Here is a 20,018-nt window from a genome sequence, read left to right on the forward strand (position 1 = left end):
GAAGGCGTACGGAATTCCGCACCCGGCGCGGGCGACGATCGAGAAATGGAATTCACGCAGAAAAAGACAGAACCGGAGGTCGAAGGCGCTCCGGGGCGCGTCAACGTGTCAGCAACAAAGGGTGCGACAGCTCGTGAGCGGGCTCATGGACACGATATTCCCGGCCCCGCACAACCCCTGTCAACATTCGAAGTTTCTGAATTAATTAACTTCGTGTGAAACGGCCAGCGGATCCCGGTACAGCGCGTCCAGCGCCACCGCACCGCCCGCCACGGCGAGCACCGAGTCCCCGAAACCGGTCGGCACCACGTCCGCCGCGCGCGGCGCCCCCACCTCGTCCCGCAGCGCCGCCAGACAGTCCTCCCGGCGCATCACACCGACCTCGGTGACGATCACCGTCTCGGGGTTGAGCACGTCCAGCAGCAGCCCCACCGCACGGCCGGTCATCCGGGACCGCTCCACCAGCAGCCGTACCGCCCTCGGGTCCCCGTCCGCCGCGGCGGCCACCAGCCGCATCGGATCGCCCCCGTCGGCGATCCCCGCCTCACGCCCCCGCCGGCACAGCGTCCGCTCGCTCAACTCCGCCTGGAGGCAGCCGGTGCGCCCGCATTCGCACGGCTCGGTGCCGCCCCTGAGCGGCAGATGCGCGATCGCGCCCGCCTGGGACCGCGGTCCGTGGTGCACCTCGTCGTTGGTGGCGAAGGCCGCGTCGACCACATTGCCGGCGAACAGGTGCAGCACGCTGCGGCTGCCCCGCGCCCGCCCGAACAGGCGCTCGGCGTTGACCAGCGCCCGCGCGTGACCGTCCACCCGCACGGGCAGCCCGGCGCGCGCGCCGAGCACGTCCCGCACCGGCACGTCCCGCCAGCCGAGCAGCGGATGCCGTACGACCGTCCCCGAGTCCCGGTCCACCCAGCCGCCGGCCGCGAACCCGATCCCGAGCACACCGCGGCCCGCCGCCCGCGCCCCGGCCACCAGCGCACCGATCCCGTCGGCGGCCCCGGCCAGCACCCGCGCGGGCTCCACCCCGCCGGTGTGCTCCAGTTTCCGTCCGGCCACCACCCGGCCGCGCAGGTCCAGCAGCGCCACCGTGGTGTACGGCACCGCTACGTGCACCCCGCCCACCAGGAGCCGCCCGTCGTCCACGTCGACCGGTACGTGCGGCCGGCCCGCCCTGCTGGAGCGCCGGGGCGCGTCCGACTCCCGTATCAGGCCGAGTCCGGCGAGCCGGGCGCAGTGGTCCGTCACGGAGGCCGGGGACAGCCCGGTGAGACGGGCGAGGGTGCTGCGCGCCACCGGCCCGTGCTCCAGCACCGAGCGCAGCACGAGACTGGAACTGGTCCGGCGCCGGTCACGGTCGGCGGCGCGAGGAACGGCGGACGTCAACGTGGCTGCCGCGGTACGGGACATGGGGAACTCCCTGGGGGAACGGGTCCGACACTGCGCTGACCGCGGGTGCGCGCGTGCCGGAGCCCGCCGCTACCCGCGGCGGCGACAGGTGGCCGTGCCCTGGCGTCGCAGGTCGACGTAGCGACGCGACGAGAAGTACCGGGACTGGGCGACCATGCGCCCGAAGCTAGCAAAAGCGCCCACCGCTGCCCAGACGGCGACCGACCGGCGAGACGGCGGCCGCGGCGGCGGGCCCCGGCCGCCCGGCCGTTTGGTGGGAACCCACAGTCGCCGCGCACCGGCCGGCGTGGCGGAAACCGCCCGACCTCAGTGACCGGCATCACGTCCGCAGGGGTGTACGCCCCCCGGTTTGTGCGAAGTTGACCAAGCGTCCGTTCCACCCTTTGTCGAGCGCTGACGGTGATCGGCGCGAGCGGACTGGGATAGCGTCACGATGTCCCGAACTGCCCTCACCCCGCGGAGTCCCCATGAGCACCGCTGCCGCCGCCCCCGCCCGCACCGGGCAGGTCCTCGCCGACCTGCTGCCGTCCGCCAGGATCTCCGACCGGGCCATGGACATCGCACTCGTGGCCGGCGGCGCCGCGCTCACCGGGCTCGCCGCCCAGATCTCCGTGCCCGTGCCCGGCTCGCCGGTGCCGGTGACCGGCCAGACCTTCGCCGCCCTCCTCGTCGGCGCCTCGCTCGGCGCCGGCCGCGGCTTCCTCGCCCTCGCGCTGTACGCGCTCGCCGGCACCGCGGGCGTGCCGTGGTTCGCCGGCGGCGCCTCCGGCGCGGGCGCCCCCTCCTTCGGCTACGTCCTCGGCATGCTGCTCGCCTCCGCCCTCGTGGGAGCGCTGGCCCGCCGCGGCGCCGACCGGAGCGTGTGGCGCACGGCGGCCACCATGGTGCTCGGCGAGGCCGTCATCTACGCGGTCGGCGTGCCCTACCTCGCCCTGGCCACCGGCATGTCCGCCTCCGCCGCCATCGCGGCCGGCCTCACCCCCTTCCTGATCGGCGACGCCCTGAAGGCCGCCCTCGCGATGGGCGCGCTGCCCACCGCCTGGAAGCTCGCGGGCCGGCGCTGACGCGGCTTCTGAGAGACGGTCAGGGCGGCCGGGGTGACGAGATCACCCCGGCCGCCCTTGCGCATGCCAGGCCTGGCGGCGTGCGGCGTGCGCGGCCTGCGGCCTGGCGGCGCGTGGCCCGGCGGCCTGGCGGCCCGGCGGCCGGTCAGGTCCGCCGCGGGCGCGGGCGCCGGCCGGACCACCACAGGCCCGCCGCCCCGGCGGTCACCAGTGCCGCGCCGGCCGCACCCAGCGGCAGCAGGTCACGGGCCGCGCCCGTCTTCGGCAACTGGTCGCCGCCCGGCGCCACCGGCTTGTTGTCGGTGCCCAGCAGCAGCGGCGTGGCCGGGGCGTTGGGCGAGGGATTCACCGTCCCGAACGGCACCGGCCCCTGCTGCCAGTAGGTCTTCCTCCCGTCGGCGGTCTGCACCGGCAGGCAGATCCTCCCCTCCTTGCCGAGGTCGTACGACGCCTCGACCACGTACGACCGCGACTTCCCGGCGGCCAGCGGGCCGATCCCGCAGCTGAACCCGCTGTTCGAGCCGGCCGGCAGATCCTTCTGCGCAATCGCCGAGCAGCCCGCCACATTCGTGATCCTCAGTCCGTCGAAACCAACGACCAGAAGTTTGAGGTCACCGCTGTCCTTGGTCCCTTCGTTGCGCACGGTGGCATTGATCACCGTATTCTTCGAACTGTTGTCGACCGAGATCTTCTTCGGCAGCAGCGTGGTCACCTTCACACCCGCGGGCGCCTTGTCGACGGTCTTTCCCCCTTGTCCGCTCATCGGCTGCTGATCGTTCGCGACGGCGGTTCCGGAAAGGATCAGCACCGCCGAGAAAGCTGCGGTGACCAGCGATCCCGTGACGGCCGCCCGTGTGGACACACGACGAGAACTCATGTTCGTCCCCCTTTACTGCGCCTGAATTCGCAGTACTCGAAGAGGTACCACAAGATTTCTCCGCACTATGCTGGGACGGCCTCAAGTGTGACCATCGTGTGGCAATGCGCATGGACCGGAGGCAGTCGTTGAGGGGGTGCGGCGAATTGCCGGGGAATTCGATGAGCGACGGTGTTCCGGGGCTGCTCGTGGCAGGACGGTACCGGTTGGCCGAGAGTATCGGCCAGGGGGGAATGGGGCGGGTGTGGCGAGCCGCCGACGAAATGCTCCACCGGCAGGTCGCGGTGAAGGAGATGCGCATCGACGGCGTGGACGCGGAGGACAGCCGCACCCGCCGTGAACGCACACTGCGCGAGGCCAGGGCCACCGCCCGGATCGACCACCCGGGCGTGGTGCGCGTCTACGACGTGGTCGACGAGGGCGAACGGCTTTGGATCGTCATGGAGTTGGTGCCCGCCCGCTCACTGGAACGACTGCTGCTGGACGAGGGCCCCCTCGGCCCCGGGGAGACCGCCCGCATCGGCCTCGGCCTGGTGTCGGCGCTGCGCCAGGTGCACGCCGGGGGCGTACTGCACCGGGACATCAAGCCCGGCAACATCCTCGTCGAGGGCGGCGGCGGGCGGGTCGTCCTCACCGACTTCGGCATCGCCGCGATCCAGGACGCCAAGGCGCTCACCATGGTCGGCATGCTCGTCGGCTCCCCCGACTACATGGCTCCCGAACGCGTCTCCGGCCGCCCGCAGGGCCCGCCGTCCGACGTGTGGTCCCTCGGCGCGACCCTGTGCGCGGCGCTGGTCGGCCGCTCCCCGTTCTCCCGCGACACCACTCTGGCGACCCTGCACGCGGTGCTGTACGAGGAACCCCGGCTCCCGCCCGCGGCCGGGCCGTTGAGCGAGACCCTGGCCGCCCTGCTGGTCAAGGACCCGGAGGCCCGCCCGGGCCTGGACGCCCTGGAGTCCGCCCTGCGCCCGGTGGCATACCCGTCCCGCACACCGACGCGGGCGGTGCCGGGACCCACGCGGGTTTCCCACGGGCCCGGGGACACCGGCCCGGCGCCCACGCCCACGGCGGGACCGGAACCGGGGCAGGGACCGGCACCGGAACAGGGGCAGGGACCGGCGCCGTCACGGGCACCGGGACCGGAGCGGGCCCCGGCCGGGGCGGCCCGCCGGGGACACCGGCTCCCCTGGCTCCGCGTGGCCGCAGGCGTGCTGGTCGCGGGGGCGGTACTGGGCGCCGTACTGGCCCTGCTGCCCGACGGCACGGCCAAGCGGCACGACGCGTCGGCGGCCGCCCCCGGCTCATCCGCCTCCGTGTCGCCCTCCGGGGCCTCCTCCGCTTCCCCTTCCTCAGCGCCCACCGTCGAGGGCACGTCCAGGCCGCCGGGCGTTCCGCCGGGCGCGCACCGGGAGGCGGGAGGGTTCGCGTGGGAGACGCCGAGGGGATGGCGCAGGGACGTGAAGACGGGGGCGGAGGTGCACTACACCTCGCCGGACGGCGGGCAGGAGCTGGCCGCCAAGTCCTCGCTGGCCCGCGGCGACCTCATGGAGACCTGGCGCACCTCGGAGCAGAACGCCCACCAGGGACAGGACTACCGCAAGATCCGCCTGGAACGCACGACGTTCCACGGCCGCCCGGCGGTGGTGTGGGAGTACACGTTCACGCTCGGGGGCGCCGACTGGCACGCGAGGCTGCTGGGCTTCGACGCGGACGGCAAGTCGTACCAGATCGACACCTGGTACCGTCCGGAAGAGGAACCGCAGGCGCTGACGGCGTACGAGACGGCCCGGGACAGTTTCACGATCCTGTGAGAAAGCGGAAGGGAGGGAGCCGGCCGTTCACAGGCCGACTCCCTCCCTGCGGATCACCGCTGCCGGCGTCAGCCGGCCGCGGGCACCTTCTCGGTCTCGTCGTCCGAAGCCGCCTGGACCGGGGCGCGGCCGCCGCCCCGGACCTTCTGCTTGATCACGGCGACGGCGAGCACCACCGCCGCGACCAGCAGCGACAGCAGGACGGTCTCGCGGCCGTCGTGCTCGGTGTCGGTGAGCATGTAGCCGAGGACGAAGACGATCAGCGCGGCCGTCGCCCAGGTCAGGTACGGGTACAGCCACATCTTCACGACCAGCTTCTCCGGCGCCTCGCGCTGGATGATCCTGCGCATGCGCAGCTGCGAGAAGCAGATCACCAGCCAGACGAACAGGGCGACCGCACCGGAGGAGTTGACGAGGAAGAGGAAGACGGAGTTCGGGAACTTGTAGTTGAAGAACACCGCGAGGAAGCCGAACGCGACCGACACGAGGATGGCGGTGCGCGGCACTCCGCGCTCGGTGGTCCGGGCGAAGCCCTTCGGGGCGTCACCGCGCGCACCGAGCGAGAAGGCCATGCGGGAGGCGGTGTAGAGGCCGGAGTTGAGGCAGGACAGCACCGAGGTCAGCACGATGAAGTTCATGATCTCACCGGCGTGCGCGATGCCGAGGGAGTCCAGGGCGGCGACGTAGGAGCCCTTGTCGGTGATCGACTTGTCGTTCCAGGGGATCAGGGAGACGACGACGAGGATCGAGCCGAGGTAGAAGACGGCGATGCGCCAGATGATGCTGTTGGTCGCCTTGGTGACCGCGCGCTGCGGGTCCTCGGACTCGCCCGCGGCGAGGGTGGCGATCTCGCTGCCCATGAAGGAGAAGACGACGAGCAGCACACCGGTGAGGATGGAGCCCGGGCCGTGCGGCAGGAAGCCGCCGTGGCCGGTGAGGTTGCCGAAGGACGCCTGGTCGGCGTGGACGCCGGGCAGCACGCCGAAGACGGCGAGCAGGCCGACGATGATGAACGCGGCGATCGCGACGACCTTGATCCCGGCGAACCAGAACTCGAACTCGCCGTAGGAGCCGACGGAGACCAGGTTGGTGGCGGTCAGCACCAGCATGACGATGAGGGCCCAGCCCCACTGGGGTACGGCGGGCACCCACCCGGAGAGGATCTTGGCGCCGGCGGTGGACTCCACGGCCAGCACGACGACCCAGAAGAACCAGTAGAGCCAGCCGATGGAGAAGCCGGCCCAGCGGCCGAGCGCGCGGTCGGCGTGCGCGGAGAAGGAGCCGGAGGTGGGGTTGGCGGCGGACATCTCGCCCAGCATCCGCATCACGAGGACGACGAGCGTGCCGACGAGGGCGTATGAGAGCAGGATGCCGGGTCCGGCGGTGGCGATGCCGGAGCTGGAGCCGACGAAGAGGCCCGCGCCGATGACGCCGCCGATGGCGATCATCGTCAGGTGCCGGTTCTTGAGGCCGGCCTGGAGTCCGGAGCCGTGGGCGGGGGGAGAGGCGGGGCCGCTTCCAGCCTTCGGCGGGTTCGGCTGCGAGGTCATGGACGGAGTTCCTTTGCGCCGGGTGAGCGGTTACTCGTACGAGCGGTGTACGAGCCGGTCCAGTGAATCCGAGGCCACGGGATTCGTGAACCTTCGAAACCTAATTGTTACTTGAGGTTCTCTTGAGGTTTGTAGTTTTCCTCACATCGGGTAGGCGCCTGTGATAAATGGCCTACCGCTGCCTCACCCGGAGCGTGGCGGGGGGCGCCGCCGTGTCACACTCGGACCATGCGCGTGTATCTCGGCTCGGACCATGCGGGCTTTGAACTGAAGAACCACCTCGTCGAGTGGCTCAAGGCGGCGGGGCACGAGCCCGTCGACTGCGGGCCGCACATCTACGACGCCCAGGACGACTACCCGCCCTTCTGCCTGCGCGCCGCCGAGCGCACGGCCGCCGACGAGGGCTCCCTCGGCATCGTGATCGGCGGCTCCGGCAACGGCGAGCAGATCGCCGCGAACAAGGTCAAGGGTGTCCGCGCGGCCCTGGCCTGGAGCGAGGAGACGGCGTCCCTGGGCCGTCAGCACAACAACGCGAACGTGGTCGCCGTCGGCGCGCGCATGCACACCGCCGAGGAGGCGACGAAGTTCGTCGAGACCTTCCTCGCCACCCCGTTCTCGGGCGACGAACGCCACATCCGCCGCATCGACATGCTGACGGCCTACGAATCCACAGGCGACCTCCCGCCCATCCCGCCCCACCACCCGCAGCAGTAACGAAGAAGCCGGGACCCTGCGGGGGTGCAGGGGGCGAAGCCCCCGCCGGGGCCTGGGGCGGAGCCCCAGGACGGCACTATCCAGCCCACGAGTCGGGTGGGCGGGTGGGAGACGGGGTCTGGGGCGGAGCCCCAGTACGGGACTACGCAGCCCACGAGTCGGGTGGGCGGGTGGGAGACGGGGTCTGGGGCGGAGCCCCAGGCGGGACCTTGTGCCCTACCGAGCCGGGTGGGCCGGGTGGGAAACTCCCCCCGGGGCGCAGCCCCACCCCACCACCCAGGTGGCCGACACCCCCGTAGGAGAAGACCCCGTGCCAGAGGGCCACACCATCCACCGCCTAGCCCTGGACTACGCCCACCACTTCACCGGCACGGCCCCGCAGGCAACCAGCCCCCAGGGCAAATTCTCCGACGCCGCCGACCTCCTCACCCGAGCGGAGCTCACCCGCACGGAGGCCCACGGCAAACACCTCTTCCTCCGCTTCCGCGACACCGACTGGGTCCACATCCACCTGGGCCTCTTCGGCAAGGTCGCCTTCGGCGCCACCCCCGCACCCCCGCCCACGGACACCGTTCGCCTCCGCCTGGTCAACGAGACGTCGTACGCCGACCTCCGCGGCCCCACCACCTGCGCCCTGATCACCCCCACCGAGAAGCAGGCGATACACGACCGCCTCGGCCCCGACCCCCTCCGCGAGGACGCCGACCCGTCGGCCGCCTACGCCCGCGTGCGCCGCAGCCGTACGACGATCGCCGCGCTCCTGATGGACCAGAAGGTCATCGCCGGCGTGGGCAACGTCTACCGCGCCGAGGTCCTCTTCCGGCACCGCATCGACCCGTACCGCCCCGGACGCGACATCACCCCGTCCGAGTGGGACGCGATCTGGACCGACCTGGTCGAGCTGATGCACGAGGGCGTCCGCGACAACCGCATCGACACGGTCCGCCCCGAGCACACCCCCGAGGCGATGGGCCGCCCGCCCCGCGTCGACGACCACGGCGGTGAGGTCTACGTCTACCGACGCGCGGCCATGCCCTGCCACATCTGCGCCGGCGAGATCCGCACCGCGGACCTCGCCGCCCGCAACCTCTTCTGGTGCCCCACCTGCCAGCGGAGCTGAGGGACCCCCGGTCCTCCTAGAACCCGTGCGGCAGCCAAGGCGCCACCGTCGCCCCGAACCCCACCGAGGCCTCCGCCAGCGCCCCCCGCCGGAGTTCCCCCACCCGCCCGGCGGCCGCGAGCCCGGTCAGCGGCACGCCCCCGAGATACGCCGCCCCCAGCTCCCGTACCGAAAGGGCGAGGTCCGCGGGGTCCGAGGTCCGTTCGCAGGACGCACCCTTGGCGTCCCCGCTCAGCCGCCACCGCCCCGCGTTCCAGGGGCAGAAGGCGTCCTCGACCTCGAACACGACGTCCACCGGCGCCTGGTACGTCCGCGCCGCCAGCGCCGCGCCGACGTCCACGAGCCGTACGTACAACGCGTCCCGCAGCCGCGGCCGGCAGCGCCGGATGTCGGACACCAGGTACTGCCAGGCGTCGTCGACCGGTCGCATCCGCACGTTCAGCGACGACGTCAGGTCGATGCCGAACAGGAAGCGCCACAGCGCGGCAGCGCTCACCGGGTCGAGCGCGTCGAGATCGCTGAGCACGACCGTGCCCTCCGCGCCCCCGGTGTCCCAGCTCGGCTTCACGCGGAAGCGGGCGTACCCGGTGACCGCGCCGTCCCGCTCCGCGACCACGCACTGCAGCGGCGAGGCCCCGTCCCGCATGCCCGCCGCGTCGAGCAGCGGCAGCCGCTCCCAGCCGGCGGGCCGCGCGATCATCCCGGGCCGGTCGGCCGCCAGGCGCGCGTACACCGCCTCGCAGGCGTCCAGCACGTCGGCGGGCGCGGCGTACCGCAGCCGTACGTCGTCCGTACCGGCCGGGACGGACAGTCCGGCCCGGCCCGTGTCGATCTCGGCGGCCAGCTGGAAGGTCGCGGCGCCGTAGCCGAAGCGCCCGTAGATCGCGGGCTCGGACGCGGTCAGCACCGCCAGCGGCTCGCCCCAGGAGCGCACGTCGTCCAGCTGCCGCCGCATCATCGACGTCAGCACCCCGCGCCGCCGGTGCGTGGCGGCCACGCTGACCATCGTGACCCCGGCCGCCCGCACCTGGGCCCCGCCGGGCACGGTGATCCGGAAGCTGAACGCCCCCGCCGTGCCCACGGGCGCGTCCCCGTCCCACACGCCCAGCGAGCGGTCGAACTCGGTCACGGAGTGCCAGGCGGCCCGCTCCTCGTCGGACTCCGGCAGTCCGCCGAAGGCCCGGATCAGGTTGTCGTACCACCGGTCCCACTCGTCCCGACGCAGCACCCTCGGCCCGGTCACAAGGTCAGTCTCCATGCGCCATGCCTACCAGGGCCGGGTCGGACGGGCGAACGAATTTCGCCCGGTGGGCAGCGCGGCGGCTCCTGGTGAAGTTCACTGTGAACTTGAGCCTCGGACGGGGGACAAGTGGGACCTCCCGTGCCAAGCAGCAGGTCCGATGGATAGGGTCCCGAACTGATGGCAGCAGGACGAGAGCGGCGCGCGGAAGCCGAGACGTTCACGGCCCGGTTGAGGATGCAGTGGCACCGGGTCCGGGTCGGCGTGCGCAGATCCGCCGTCGACTACTTCCGCGGGGACGGCTCGGACTGGGTCGCGCTCGGCGGACTGCTGCTGACCATCCCGTTGATCGCGGCGCTCACCCTCGCCAACTCGGTCTGGTTCTCCCCGGTCGCGCTCGTGCTGCCCATCGTCGCGGGCGGTCTGCTGCTGCGCCCGGCCAGCCTGCTCGGCCTGTACGCGGCGGGGGCCACCGCGCTGATCGTGGAGTCGGTCCGGCTCGGCCCGTACACCGAGGGTCCCTCCCGGGTTACCCCGGGCGTGGTGCTGGTGGTCGCCGCCTGCGGCTTCTTCGGGCTGCTGATCGCCCAGTTCCGCAGCCGGGTCGGCGTGCCCTGGCGGCGCGGCGGCACCATGCTGTTCGACCTGCGCGAGCGCATCCGCGTACAGAGCAAGCTGCCGCAGCTGCCCGACGGCTGGCACCGCGAGATGGCCCTGCGCCCGGCCGGCGGCCAGTCCTTCTCCGGCGACTTCGTGGTCGCGGCCCGCACCAACGGCGACCGCACCCTGGAGGTCGTCCTCACCGACGTGTCGGGCAAGGGCATGGACGCCGGCTCGCGCGCGCTGCTGCTCTCCGGCGCCTTCGGCGGACTGCTGGGCAGCCTGCCCCCGCACGCGTTCCTGCCCGCCGCCAACGGCTATCTGCTGCGCCAGGACTGGGAAGAGGGCTTCGCCACCTCCATCCACCTCGTGCTGGACCTGGACTCCGGCGACTACGAGCTGTACTCCGCGGGGCATCCGCCCGGCCTCCAGCTCAACGCGGGCAGCGGCCGCTGGGAGGAGAAGGCGGCCGACGGGCCGCTGCTCGGGGTGTACGACGGCGCCCAGTTCGACTCGGTGAAGGGCTCGCTGCGCCCGGGCGACGTGCTGATGCTGTTCACCGACGGCCTGGTGGAGACCTCCGACCGCGACATCGTCGAGGGCATCGACCGCCTCACCGGCGAGGCCGACCGCTATGTGGCCGGCGGCTTCCACGGCGCTGCCTGGCACCTGATCGAGGCGGTCGCCAAGGACGTCAACGACGACCGCGCCCTGCTGCTGATCTGCCGCGAGGGCCCGACGGCCGCGGCACGCTGAGCCTTCCCGCAGCCTTTGCACCACCATCCCGCGAACTGCCGGGCGCCGGAAAGGAGATCGCCGTGCCGTACGACAGGAAACCGCCCCCGGCCGGAGCCGGGGCCGTGCCCGAGGCGGAACTCGCGGCCGGACCCAAGGCCGTGCCCGAGGCGGAACTCGCGGCCGGACCCGAAGCCGTGTCCGAGGAACTCGTGGCCGGCGCCGAGGCCGTGGCCCGTGCCGCGCACGCCGGGCAGCGCGACAAGGCCGGGCGGCCCTACGCCGAGCACCTGGCGGCCGTCGCGGCGGGCGTGCGCACCCGTGGCGGCGACGCCGCACTGGTCGCCGCCGCCTGGCTGCACGACGCCCTCGAGGACGGCGTGCTCAGCGAGGAGTGGCTGCGGCAGGCGCCCTTTCCGCAGCGTACGAAGGACGTCGTACGGGCCCTCACCAAGCGCCACGGCGAGGACCTGGAGGCGTACGCGCGCCGCATCCTGGCCACCCCGGGCGCCCGGCTGGTCAAGACGGCCGACATCGCCCACAACGCCGACCCGCGCCGGCTCGCCGCCCTGGACGAGCCGACGGCCCGGCGCCTGGCGCTCAAGTACGCCACGATGCGAGCGCACTTGGGCCTGACGGCCGCCGACTGACCGACGGCGGAGCCGTCCGCGGGTCAGCCGGCCATGGCGGTCTCCGGCTCGGCGGCGCGCCCCGCGACCGGCCCGCCGTCGCCGCCGGGACCGCCGGCACCGGTCACCCGGTTGAGGTCCGGCCGGAAGGCCCACTCCATCGCGGGTTCCATGGCGAACCGGAAGACGCGGCGCACCGGCGCGGTGCACAGCAGGGTGACGCCGGCCGCCGCGAGGGCGGTGACCAGGAGCGCCCCGAGCGGCCGGTGCAGCCACGAGGGCTCGAACCAGCCCGCGTACAGCACGGTCTTGACCACGAAGCCGTGCAGCAGATAGCCGTACAGCGTGCCGGCGCCCAGCGCGGTGAACCAGGTCCGCCGCCCCGGCACCCAGGCGAAGAAGCAGGCGGTCAGCAGCAGCGCGCAGCCGAACATCGCCAGCACCATGACCGGCCCGGTCCACCAGGGCGCGCCCAGGTCCTGCGCCGCGCTCTGCCGGTAGAACCACGAGACGTCCATGCGCGGCGCGGTCCACCAGCCCACGGCCAGCGCCGCAGCGAACACCGGCACCGAGGCGATGCGCACCGAGCGGCGGCGGACCATGTGGAAGTGCTCGGCCTTCATGCACAGGCCCAGCACGAAGCAGGGCAGGAACTGCAGGACGCGCTGGAGGTCGAGGTCGGCGCCGACCCCGGGGCTGACGGAGGCCAGTACGGCGATGCCGAGCGCGAGGGGCACGGGCCACCGCACCACCCGCCAGACGGGCGCGGTCAGGCGCCAGATGAACAGGGCGACCAGGAACCAGGTCAGGTACCAGGGCGTGAGCAGGCTGATCTGCCGGTCGGAGGAGCCGCCGACGTAGATACGGAAGAGTGAATACGCGGTCTCGAAGATGACGTACGGCACGACCACGCCGGTGAGCAGTCGTTTGAGCCGGTCCGGGCGCAGGTCGAAATTCCGCGAGAAGAAGCCGGAGATGATGATGAACGCCGGCATGTGGAAGGTGTAGACGACGTTGTAGGCGCCGTCGAGGAACTGGCTGCCGCTCTTGATCGGGGCCCAGGAGTGGCCCATGGCCACGAGCACGATCGCCAGGTACTTCGCGTTGTCGAAGAACGGGTCGCGCCGGTCCGCACAGGCGCCGCCGCCCTCGCCGGGTCTGCGCGGGCCCGGCACTCCGGATGCCGGCGACTGTGCCGGGGGAAGCGGCGTTCTGCTCGGGCCGGGGGAGGAGGCAGCGTGGAACATCTGAGGCACCCTAGCGTTGTCTGCGGGATTGTGTGAAACCCCCGACGTCATTCCTGGTTATTCGCTGCGCATACCCGGGATTTGACGTAGGCGACGTAAGTGGACGGGTGACGGTCAACACATCGCGGGTACCGGTCGGGCACACCATATGCACCTCATGTGCACCCTCAATGTCCGAATACTTCCGGACGAGTTGGAGCATGGCGTGCCGTCGGCGCCAACAATTCGAATTAATTGCGAACATGATGTGTGGACATGGAAACGGAGTCCCGGAATTGACGCCGCCGCCGCGGCGCGGGAGCCCGCCGAATTGCCGTGCCGAACGAGTCCTGGGACACCCGGCGCCCAAGCAACGGGCCGGACTTGTGGCACGGTCGTGACCGATGATGCGTCAGGCCCGGCATACGTGCGCCGGGTTGGTGGCACGATGGTTCCAGCGGGGGTGTGCCGGGTCGGCACCCCCGGGCCGGGAGAGCGGACCGACCGAGGGTGTGATCAGTTGTGGCCATTTCACTGTCAGTGGTGCTGCTGTTGGCGATCATCCTGGTGGTGTTGCTCCGAGGGGGATCGCTCAAGGCGGGGCCGGCCATCGTCGCCGTACTCTTCGGCTTCTTCCTCGCCTCCACCGGCATGGCGCCGTCGATCAACCGCTTTCTGAACTCGATAGCGGAGACGATCAACTCGATCCACTTCTGACGCCAAAACGATCAGGGCCGGGCCGGAGGAACACCTCCGGCCCGGCCCTGACCCCTGGAGCGGGCGACGGGAATCGAACCCGCGTAGCCAGTTTGGAAGACTGGGGCTCTACCATTGAGCTACGCCCGCACACGACACGCGCCGCAGGTCCGGTGACCGCGGCACACAAACATCGTAGCGGGTGACGCCCTCCCGCCGCACACCCCCACTCCGGGTGCGGTCCGGCCGGGCGCGTGACCTGGGGCGGCCGGGCGGGAGCGCGCGCCCGGGCGCCCACCGAATGCGGCAGCCGTACTGCCTGCGGGCATGTACCCTACGTGTCGCACCAGACGGGGTGTGGCGCAGCTTGGTAGCGCGTCCGCTTTGGGAGCGGAAGGCCGTGGGTTCAAATCCCGCCACCCCGACCACCCGCCGATCCGCCGGTCGGCGCCACCTCGCGTGATCGGCGTGCTCGCCCTTTTGGGGCGCCGAGCGGCTGCGGCTACTATGCAAACTGCGCGCCCGTGTGTCCGGCCCCTGGGCCTACGAACTCCTCCGGGCGGCGAATCCGCCGGACAGCCCTCAGGCTCCGGCGAAATCCGAGAAGTCAGCCACAAGGAGACCGAACCGTGAAGAGCGCCGTGGAGACCCTGAACCCGACCCGGGTTCGGCTCACTGTCGAGGTGCCCTTCGAGGAGCTCAAGGACAGCCTCGACGCGGCGTACAAGAAGATCAACCAGCAGGTCACGGTGAAGGGCTTCCGCAAGGGCAAGATCCCGGCCCGGGTCATCGACCAGCGGTTCGGCCGCGGTGCGGTCCTGGAGGAGGCCGTCAACGACGCGCTTCCGAAGTTCTACACCGACGCCGTCAACGAGGCGGAGCTGAACCCGCTGGGCCAGCCGGAGGTCGACATCACCGAGCTGAAGGACGGCGAGACGCTGAACTTCACCGCCGAGGTCGACGTCCGCCCGACGATCGAGATCCCGGACTACTCCGGCATCGAGGTCGAGGTCGACGCCGTCGAGGTGACCGACGAGGACGTGGACAAGGCGGTCGAGCAGCTCCGTGAGCGCTTCGCCTCCACCACGCCGGTCGAGCGCGCCGCCGAGGACGGCGACGTCGTGACCGTCGACCTCGAGGCCAAGGTGGACGGCGAGGTCCTGGAGGACGGCGTCGCGAACGGCGTCTCCTACACCATCGGCTCCGGCGAGCTGCTGGACGGCATCGACGACGCCGTGAAGGGCCTTGAGGCCGGTGGCGAGGCCACCTTCACCTCCGAGCTCAAGGGCGGCTCCGCGGCCGGCCGCGAGGCCGAGGTCACCGTCAGGGTCACCCAGGTCGCCGCGCGCGAACTGCCCGAGCTGGACGACGACTTCGCGCAGCTCGCCTCCGAGTTCGACACCCTCGAGGAGCTGCGCGCGGACAGCCGCAAGCGCCTGGAGAACATGAAGACCTACGACCAGGCCACGCAGGCCCAGGAGCGCGTCCTGGACAAGCTGCTCGAGCTGGTCGAGGTCCCGGTCCCCGAGAAGCTGCTCGAGGACGAGATCAACACCCGCAAGCACAACCTCGAGCACCACCAGCTCGGGCAGATGGGCCTCACCCTCGAGAAGTACCTCGAGATCCAGGGCAAGACCGCCGAGGAGTTCGAGACCGAGACCCGCGAGGCCGCGGTCAAGGGCATCAAGACCCAGTTCGTCCTCGACGAGCTGGTCAACAAGGAGAAGCTCAACGTCAACCAGGAGGAGCTCACCGAGCACCTCATGCGGCGCGCCGCCTCCTCCGGCATGTCCCCCGACCAGTTCGCCCAGGCCGTCGTCCAGCAGAACCAGGTTCCGCTGCTCGTCGGCGAGGTCGCCCGCGGCAAGGCCCTGGCCGTCGTGGTCGAGGCCGCGACCGTGAAGGACACCAACGGCGAGATCGTCGACCTGGACGACGAGGACGACGAGGCCGAGACCGCCGAGGCCGCCGCCGAGGACGCCCCCGCCGAGGGCGAGGGCGAGGAGAAGTCCGAGGCCTGAGCCGCACGGCGCCTCCCATGCACACAGGACGGGCCCCGGGTACGTTGTGACCTGGGGCCCGTTCGGCTACCCGCGTGTCCGGGCCGTCGACGGGGCGCCACGGGGCGGTTGCGGGCCGTGGCGCTACGCCCCCGGCGAACACTCCCCTCTGCGGGATTCCCCGGAGGGACCCGCGCGTTAGGGTCCATGAATACGAGGGCAGGGGAGTCCCCGAACAGCGCCGGACGGCCCCACGCCCCGGCAGTACACGTGAGACGGCCCGGCGCCGTCGTAAGACGAGCAGGTGGATACGTGACGAATCTGATGCCCTCCGCCGCCGGCGAGCCTTCCATCGGTGGTGGCCTCGGCGACCAGGTCTACAACCGGCTGCTCAACGAGCGGATCATCTTCCTCGGCCAGCCGGTCGACGACGACATCGCGAACAAGATCACCGCACAGCTGCTGCTCCTTGCCGCCGACCCGGACAAGGACATCTACCTGTACATCAACAGCCCCGGCGGCTCGATCACGGCCGGCATGGCGATCTACGACACCATGCAGTACATCAAGAACGACGTGGTGACGATCGCCATGGGCCTGGCGGCCTCGATGGGCCAGTTCCTGCTCAGCGCGGGCACCCCCGGCAAGCGCTTCGCGCTGCCGAACGCCGAGATCCTGATCCACCAGCCCTCCGCGGGCCTGGCCGGCTCGGCCTCGGACATCAAGATCCACGCCGAGCGGCTGCTGCACACCAAGAAGCGCATGGCCGAGCTCACCGCCCACCACACGGGCCAGACGGTCGAGCAGATCACCCGCGACTCGGACCGCGACCGCTGGTTCGACGCCCACGAGGCCAAGGAGTACGGCCTCATCGACGAGGTCATGGACTCGGCCGCCGCCATGCCGGGCGGTGGCGGCACCGGGGCCTGAGCCGCACGAGGGGGCCCGCGGCCCCCTCCCACGCAGCCCAGCCAGCCCCCAGCCGACCGCCCAGCCCCTTTCCAGGAGACACCGTGAACGACTTCCCCGGCAGCGGCCTCTACGACCGTGCGCGCGCCGAGTACACCGGCCCCACGGCCGAGTCCCGCTACGTCATCCCGCGCTTCGTGGAGCGCACCTCCCAGGGCATCCGCGAGTACGACCCGTACGCGAAGCTCTTCGAGGAGCGCGTGATCTTCCTCGGCGTCCAGATCGACGACGCCTCCGCCAACGACGTCATGGCGCAGCTGCTGTGCCTGGAGTCGATGGACCCCGACCGGGACATCTCGGTCTACATCAACAGCCCCGGCGGCTCCTTCACGGCGCTGACGGCCATCTACGACACGATGCAGTTCGTCAAGCCGGACATCCAGACGGTGTGCATGGGCCAGGCGGCCTCCGCCGCCGCCGTCCTGCTGGCCGCCGGCACCCCCGGCAAGCGCATGGCTCTGCCGAACGCGCGCGTGCTGATCCACCAGCCCTACAGCGAGACCGGCCGCGGCCAGGTCTCCGACCTGGAGATCGCCGCCAACGAGATCCTCCGGATGCGCTCGCAGCTGGAGGAGATGCTGGCCAAGCACTCCACCACGCCGATCGAGAAGATCCGCGAGGACATCGAGCGCGACAAGATCCTCACGGCCGAGGAAGCGCTGTCGTACGGCCTGATCGACCAGATCATTTCCACCCGGAAGATGAACAACGCGTCGGTGCGCTGACGCTGACGCGCACGCGTCCGCCGCTCCTTGGCACGGGCCACGCGGAAGTGAACCGTGCCAAGGGGGGCCCGAACGAGGGGCCCGGCAAGGTACCGTCGACATAAGGCAGCACCAGGAGCCGCTGGACCTAGGCGTCTCCCAGGCGAAGGGGAAGCACACCGTGGCACGCATCGGTGACGGCGGCGATCTGCTCAAGTGCTCGTTCTGCGGCAAGAGCCAGAAGCAGGTCAAGAAGCTCATCGCAGGGCCCGGTGTGTACATCTGCGACGAGTGCATCGATCTCTGCAACGAGATCATCGAGGAGGAGCTCGCCGAGACGAGCGAGGTGCGCTGGGAGGAACTGCCCAAGCCCCGCGAGATCTACGAGTTCCTCGACGGGTACGTGGTCGGCCAGGAGGCCGCCAAGAAGGCCCTGTCGGTCGCGGTCTACAACCACTACAAGCGCGTCCAGGCCGGGGAGAACGGCGGCGGCCAGGGCCGCGAGGACGCCATCGAGCTGGCCAAGTCCAACATCCTGCTGCTCGGGCCCACGGGCTCCGGCAAGACCCTGCTCGCCCAGACCCTGGCCCGGATGCTCAACGTGCCGTTCGCGATCGCCGACGCCACCGCGCTGACCGAGGCCGGCTATGTGGGCGAGGACGTCGAGAACATCCTCCTGAAGCTGATCCAGGCGGCCGACTACGACGTCAAGAAGGCCGAGACCGGGATCATCTACATCGACGAGATCGACAAGGTCGCCCGCAAGAGCGAGAACCCCTCGATCACCCGTGACGTGTCCGGCGAGGGCGTGCAGCAGGCGCTGCTGAAGATCCTCGAGGGCACCACCGCCTCCGTGCCGCCGCAGGGCGGCCGCAAGCACCCGCACCAGGAGTTCATCCAGATCGACACGACGAACGTGCTGTTCATCGTGGGCGGTGCCTTCGCCGGCCTGGAGAAGATCATCGAGGGGCGCGCGGGCGCCAAGGGCATCGGCTTCGGCGCCACGATCCGCTCCAAGCGGGAGCTGGAGGCCAAGGACCAGTTCGAGGACGTCATGCCCGAGGACCTGGTCAAGTTCGGCATGATCCCCGAGTTCATCGGCCGTCTCCCGGTCATCACCTCGGTCCACAACCTGGACCGCGAGGCCCTGCTGAAGATCCTCGTCGAGCCGCGCAACGCGCTGGTGAAGCAGTACCAACGTCTTTTCGAACTCGACGGTGTCGAGCTGGACTTCGAGCGCGAGGCGCTGGAGGCCATCGCCGACCAGGCCATCCTCCGCCAGACCGGCGCGCGCGGACTGCGCGCCATCATGGAGGAGGTCCTGATGTCGGTGATGTACGAGGTCCCGTCCCGCAAGGACGTGGCCCGCGTCGTCATCACCGCCGACGTCGTCCACTCCAACGTCAACCCCACCCTCATCCCGAGGGACGCGCGCGGCCGCGGCCCGGGCGAGCAGAAGACGGCGTAGCCGGACGGACGGGAAGCGAAAGGGAAGGGCCCGGCGCGCGGAACGCGCCGGGCCCTTCCCTTTCGCCGTCAGGCCTCTTTTCGCCGTCAGGCCTCTTTTCGCCGTCAGGCCTCTTTTCGCGGTCAGGCCTTGACGCGCACGTCGTTGCGGAGCTTCGCGGCGAGCGAGGCCGTGTCGTCGACCGAGCCGCCCTCACCGGAGGCCAGCGAGGCGAAGCTGAACGCGGAGACGTCGGCGACGGTGCTGTGGTCGCCCCAGATGCAGAAGGGCACCTTCATGGTCTTGACGCCGGTGGTCGACGCCGACGAGCGGGTGCTGTCGATCTGCGCCACCTGGCACTTCATGACGCCGTCGAAGCCCGCCGGGTGCATCGTCTGGGGGCTGCCCAGCAGCTTGCCCTTGGTCCCGTCGCCGCTCTTGTCCGACTCCGACTCCGACTTGACCTTGGCGAACGCCGCGTCCACGACCGCCTCGGGGTCGTCGATGGTGCCGTAGACACCGCTGAAGGAAAGGCTCTTGACCGTCAGGCCCGTTCCGGACTGGTACGAGGCACCCGCGTGCTTGGCGTTCTTCACGCCCCACTTCCGGAAGTCCGCCAGGTCGCTGTCGCTCATGTCGTCGGAGCTGGCGTTCGACTTCTTGGTGTACGTCCCGTTGATCACCGTCGCCGGTGTCGTCAGCTTGTGCGGGCCGTCGTCCGCGACGGAGCCGCTGCCGCCGCTTCCGCTCAGGACGAAGTACGCCCCCACCGCGATCGCCGCGACCACCGCCACGGCGCCGATGATCAGGCCGGTCTTCTTCTTGCCGCCGCCCGGCGCCGGGGGCTGGGGCACCGCGCCGTAGGGCTGCTGGCCGTACGGGGGCTGGCCGTAAGGCGGCTGCTGCTGGCCGTAGGGGCCGGCCTGCGGCGGCACGCCGGGGGGCTGCTGCGGGTAGCCGTAACCGGGCTGCGGCTGGGGCGGAGGGGCCTGCTGGGGGTAGCCATAGCCGGGCTGGGGAGCCTGGGGCGGCTGGCCGTACGGGCCCGGGCCTCCCGGCTGGCCGTACGGTCCGGGCTGCTGGGGCTGCCCGCCGTACGGGCCCGGCTGGTTGTAGCTCATTACTGGGTTCCCCTCCAGATGCTTATGTGTTCCTGACATCCTGGCGCAGGCACAGCGGGCCCATGGCGTCGGGGTGCGCACCGTTACAGAACAAATGCGGTTCGG

General features: G+C 71.2%; 18 protein-coding genes and 2 tRNA genes. 13 read left to right on the top strand and 7 right to left on the bottom strand.

Features of this window, described 5'->3' with window-relative positions; translation table 11 throughout:
• Positions 1-45 precede the first annotated feature (45 nt).
• Positions 46-219: a hypothetical protein gene (locus IE217_RS16035; protein ID WP_190178529.1), complete on the top strand. Its 174-nt coding sequence runs from the start codon at positions 46-48 to the stop codon at positions 217-219.
• Here IE217_RS16035 and IE217_RS16040 read toward each other — a convergent pair.
• A complete protein-coding gene (locus tag IE217_RS16040; protein ID WP_190178530.1) occupies positions 202-1,410 on the bottom strand; it encodes an ROK family protein in 1,209 nt (402 codons plus the stop codon). The genes IE217_RS16035 and IE217_RS16040 overlap by 18 nt on opposite strands.
• Before the next feature lie 467 nt (positions 1,411-1,877).
• On the opposite strand from IE217_RS16040, the gene IE217_RS16045 reads away from it, so the two are divergent.
• Complete coding sequence (locus IE217_RS16045; RefSeq protein ID WP_190178531.1) at positions 1,878-2,474, top strand: biotin transporter BioY; 597 nt, start codon at positions 1,878-1,880, stop codon at positions 2,472-2,474.
• Between the two features lie 145 nt (positions 2,475-2,619).
• Here the strand turns inward: IE217_RS16045 and IE217_RS16050 are convergent, their stop codons facing one another.
• Positions 2,620-3,351 carry a hypothetical protein gene (locus IE217_RS16050; RefSeq protein ID WP_190178532.1) on the bottom strand — a complete coding sequence of 244 codons (732 nt, stop codon included), beginning with the start codon at positions 3,349-3,351 and terminating at the stop codon, positions 2,620-2,622.
• 206 nt (positions 3,352-3,557) lie between these two features.
• Here IE217_RS16050 and IE217_RS16055 point away from each other — a divergent pair, with 206 nt between their 5' ends.
• Positions 3,558-5,162, top strand: a complete 1,605-nt coding sequence (locus IE217_RS16055; RefSeq protein WP_373298041.1) for a serine/threonine-protein kinase — start codon at positions 3,558-3,560, stop codon at positions 5,160-5,162.
• A 68-nt stretch (positions 5,163-5,230) separates the two neighbouring features.
• Here the strand turns inward: IE217_RS16055 and IE217_RS16060 are convergent, their stop codons facing one another.
• A complete protein-coding gene (locus IE217_RS16060; RefSeq protein WP_190178534.1) occupies positions 5,231-6,712 on the bottom strand; it encodes an amino acid permease in 1,482 nt (493 codons plus the stop codon).
• A 228-nt stretch (positions 6,713-6,940) separates the two neighbouring features.
• Between IE217_RS16060 and IE217_RS16065 the strand changes: the two genes are divergently transcribed.
• Both IE217_RS16065 and IE217_RS16070 read left to right on the top strand, forming a co-directional pair.
• Positions 6,941-7,426 (top strand): ribose-5-phosphate isomerase, encoded by a 486-nt coding sequence (locus IE217_RS16065; protein ID WP_190178535.1) that lies wholly within the window; start codon positions 6,941-6,943, stop codon positions 7,424-7,426.
• A gap of 310 nt (positions 7,427-7,736) precedes the next feature.
• The gene (locus IE217_RS16070) at positions 7,737-8,546 is read left to right on the top strand and encodes an Fpg/Nei family DNA glycosylase (RefSeq protein ID WP_190178536.1); all 810 of its coding nucleotides are present in this window, start codon (positions 7,737-7,739) and stop codon (positions 8,544-8,546) included.
• A gap of 16 nt (positions 8,547-8,562) precedes the next feature.
• Here the strand turns inward: IE217_RS16070 and IE217_RS16075 are convergent, their stop codons facing one another.
• Positions 8,563-9,804: a GNAT family N-acetyltransferase gene (locus tag IE217_RS16075; RefSeq protein WP_190178537.1), complete on the bottom strand. Its 1,242-nt coding sequence runs from the start codon at positions 9,802-9,804 to the stop codon at positions 8,563-8,565.
• A 162-nt stretch (positions 9,805-9,966) separates the two neighbouring features.
• Between IE217_RS16075 and IE217_RS16080 the strand changes: the two genes are divergently transcribed.
• Positions 9,967-11,142, top strand: a complete 1,176-nt coding sequence (locus IE217_RS16080; RefSeq protein ID WP_190178538.1) for a PP2C family protein-serine/threonine phosphatase — start codon at positions 9,967-9,969, stop codon at positions 11,140-11,142.
• 176 nt (positions 11,143-11,318) lie between these two features.
• A complete protein-coding gene (locus tag IE217_RS16085; RefSeq protein ID WP_190178584.1) occupies positions 11,319-11,771 on the top strand; it encodes an HD domain-containing protein in 453 nt (150 codons plus the stop codon).
• A gap of 23 nt (positions 11,772-11,794) precedes the next feature.
• Here the strand turns inward: IE217_RS16085 and IE217_RS16090 are convergent, their stop codons facing one another.
• Positions 11,795-12,997, bottom strand: a complete 1,203-nt coding sequence (locus tag IE217_RS16090) for an acyltransferase family protein (RefSeq protein WP_190178539.1) — start codon at positions 12,995-12,997, stop codon at positions 11,795-11,797.
• A gap of 501 nt (positions 12,998-13,498) precedes the next feature.
• Here IE217_RS16090 and IE217_RS16095 point away from each other — a divergent pair.
• Positions 13,499-13,693 (top strand): hypothetical protein, encoded by a 195-nt coding sequence (locus tag IE217_RS16095; RefSeq protein ID WP_190178540.1) that lies wholly within the window; start codon positions 13,499-13,501, stop codon positions 13,691-13,693.
• Positions 13,694-13,748: 55 nt separating this feature from the next.
• Here IE217_RS16095 and IE217_RS16100 read toward each other — a convergent pair.
• Positions 13,749-13,822 (bottom strand) — tRNA-Gly (locus IE217_RS16100).
• A 201-nt stretch (positions 13,823-14,023) separates the two neighbouring features.
• Here IE217_RS16100 and IE217_RS16105 point away from each other — a divergent pair.
• The 5 genes from IE217_RS16105 to clpX all read left to right on the top strand — a co-directional run bounded on the left by IE217_RS16105 (position 14,024) and on the right by clpX (position 18,813).
• A tRNA-Pro gene (locus IE217_RS16105) sits at positions 14,024-14,100 on the top strand.
• Between the two features lie 201 nt (positions 14,101-14,301).
• The gene (gene tig, locus IE217_RS16110; RefSeq protein ID WP_190178541.1) at positions 14,302-15,693 is read left to right on the top strand and encodes a trigger factor; all 1,392 of its coding nucleotides are present in this window, start codon (positions 14,302-14,304) and stop codon (positions 15,691-15,693) included.
• A 303-nt stretch (positions 15,694-15,996) separates the two neighbouring features.
• Positions 15,997-16,602, top strand: coding sequence for an ATP-dependent Clp protease proteolytic subunit (locus IE217_RS16115; protein WP_190178585.1), 606 nt, complete (start codon positions 15,997-15,999; stop codon positions 16,600-16,602).
• Between the two features lie 83 nt (positions 16,603-16,685).
• A complete protein-coding gene (locus IE217_RS16120) occupies positions 16,686-17,366 on the top strand; it encodes an ATP-dependent Clp protease proteolytic subunit (protein ID WP_189705519.1) in 681 nt (226 codons plus the stop codon).
• A 160-nt stretch (positions 17,367-17,526) separates the two neighbouring features.
• Complete coding sequence (clpX, locus tag IE217_RS16125) at positions 17,527-18,813, top strand: ATP-dependent Clp protease ATP-binding subunit ClpX (protein ID WP_190178542.1); 1,287 nt, start codon at positions 17,527-17,529, stop codon at positions 18,811-18,813.
• Between the two features lie 122 nt (positions 18,814-18,935).
• Here the strand turns inward: clpX and IE217_RS16130 are convergent, their stop codons facing one another.
• The gene (locus tag IE217_RS16130) at positions 18,936-19,913 is read right to left on the bottom strand and encodes a hypothetical protein (protein ID WP_190178543.1); all 978 of its coding nucleotides are present in this window, start codon (positions 19,911-19,913) and stop codon (positions 18,936-18,938) included.
• Positions 19,914-20,018: the final 105 nt, after the last annotated feature.

Source organism: Streptomyces naganishii JCM 4654 (assembly GCF_014650575.1).
Taxonomy (GTDB): domain Bacteria; phylum Actinomycetota; class Actinomycetes; order Streptomycetales; family Streptomycetaceae; genus Streptomyces; species Streptomyces naganishii.

What these genes read in the sequence shown, in the direction of transcription:
- IE217_RS16050 (WP_190178532.1), bottom strand. Translation starts at nt 3,351, where the DNA reads ATGAGTTCTCGTCGTGTGTCCACACGGGCGGCCGTCACGGGATCGCTG.
- IE217_RS16035 (WP_190178529.1), top strand. Translation starts at nt 46, where the DNA reads ATGGAATTCACGCAGAAAAAGACAGAACCGGAGGTCGAAGGCGCTCCG.
- IE217_RS16090 (WP_190178539.1), bottom strand. Translation starts at nt 12,997, where the DNA reads ATGTTCCACGCTGCCTCCTCCCCCGGCCCGAGCAGAACGCCGCTTCCC.
- IE217_RS16075 (WP_190178537.1), bottom strand. Translation starts at nt 9,804, where the DNA reads ATGGAGACTGACCTTGTGACCGGGCCGAGGGTGCTGCGTCGGGACGAG.
- IE217_RS16115 (WP_190178585.1), top strand. Translation starts at nt 15,997, where the DNA reads ATGCCCTCCGCCGCCGGCGAGCCTTCCATCGGTGGTGGCCTCGGCGAC.
- IE217_RS16040 (WP_190178530.1), bottom strand. Translation starts at nt 1,410, where the DNA reads ATGTCCCGTACCGCGGCAGCCACGTTGACGTCCGCCGTTCCTCGCGCC.
- IE217_RS16060 (WP_190178534.1), bottom strand. Translation starts at nt 6,712, where the DNA reads ATGACCTCGCAGCCGAACCCGCCGAAGGCTGGAAGCGGCCCCGCCTCT.
- IE217_RS16045 (WP_190178531.1), top strand. Translation starts at nt 1,878, where the DNA reads ATGAGCACCGCTGCCGCCGCCCCCGCCCGCACCGGGCAGGTCCTCGCC.
- IE217_RS16130 (WP_190178543.1), bottom strand. Translation starts at nt 19,913, where the DNA reads ATGAGCTACAACCAGCCGGGCCCGTACGGCGGGCAGCCCCAGCAGCCC.
- IE217_RS16080 (WP_190178538.1), top strand. Translation starts at nt 9,967, where the DNA reads ATGGCAGCAGGACGAGAGCGGCGCGCGGAAGCCGAGACGTTCACGGCC.
- IE217_RS16065 (WP_190178535.1), top strand. Translation starts at nt 6,941, where the DNA reads ATGCGCGTGTATCTCGGCTCGGACCATGCGGGCTTTGAACTGAAGAAC.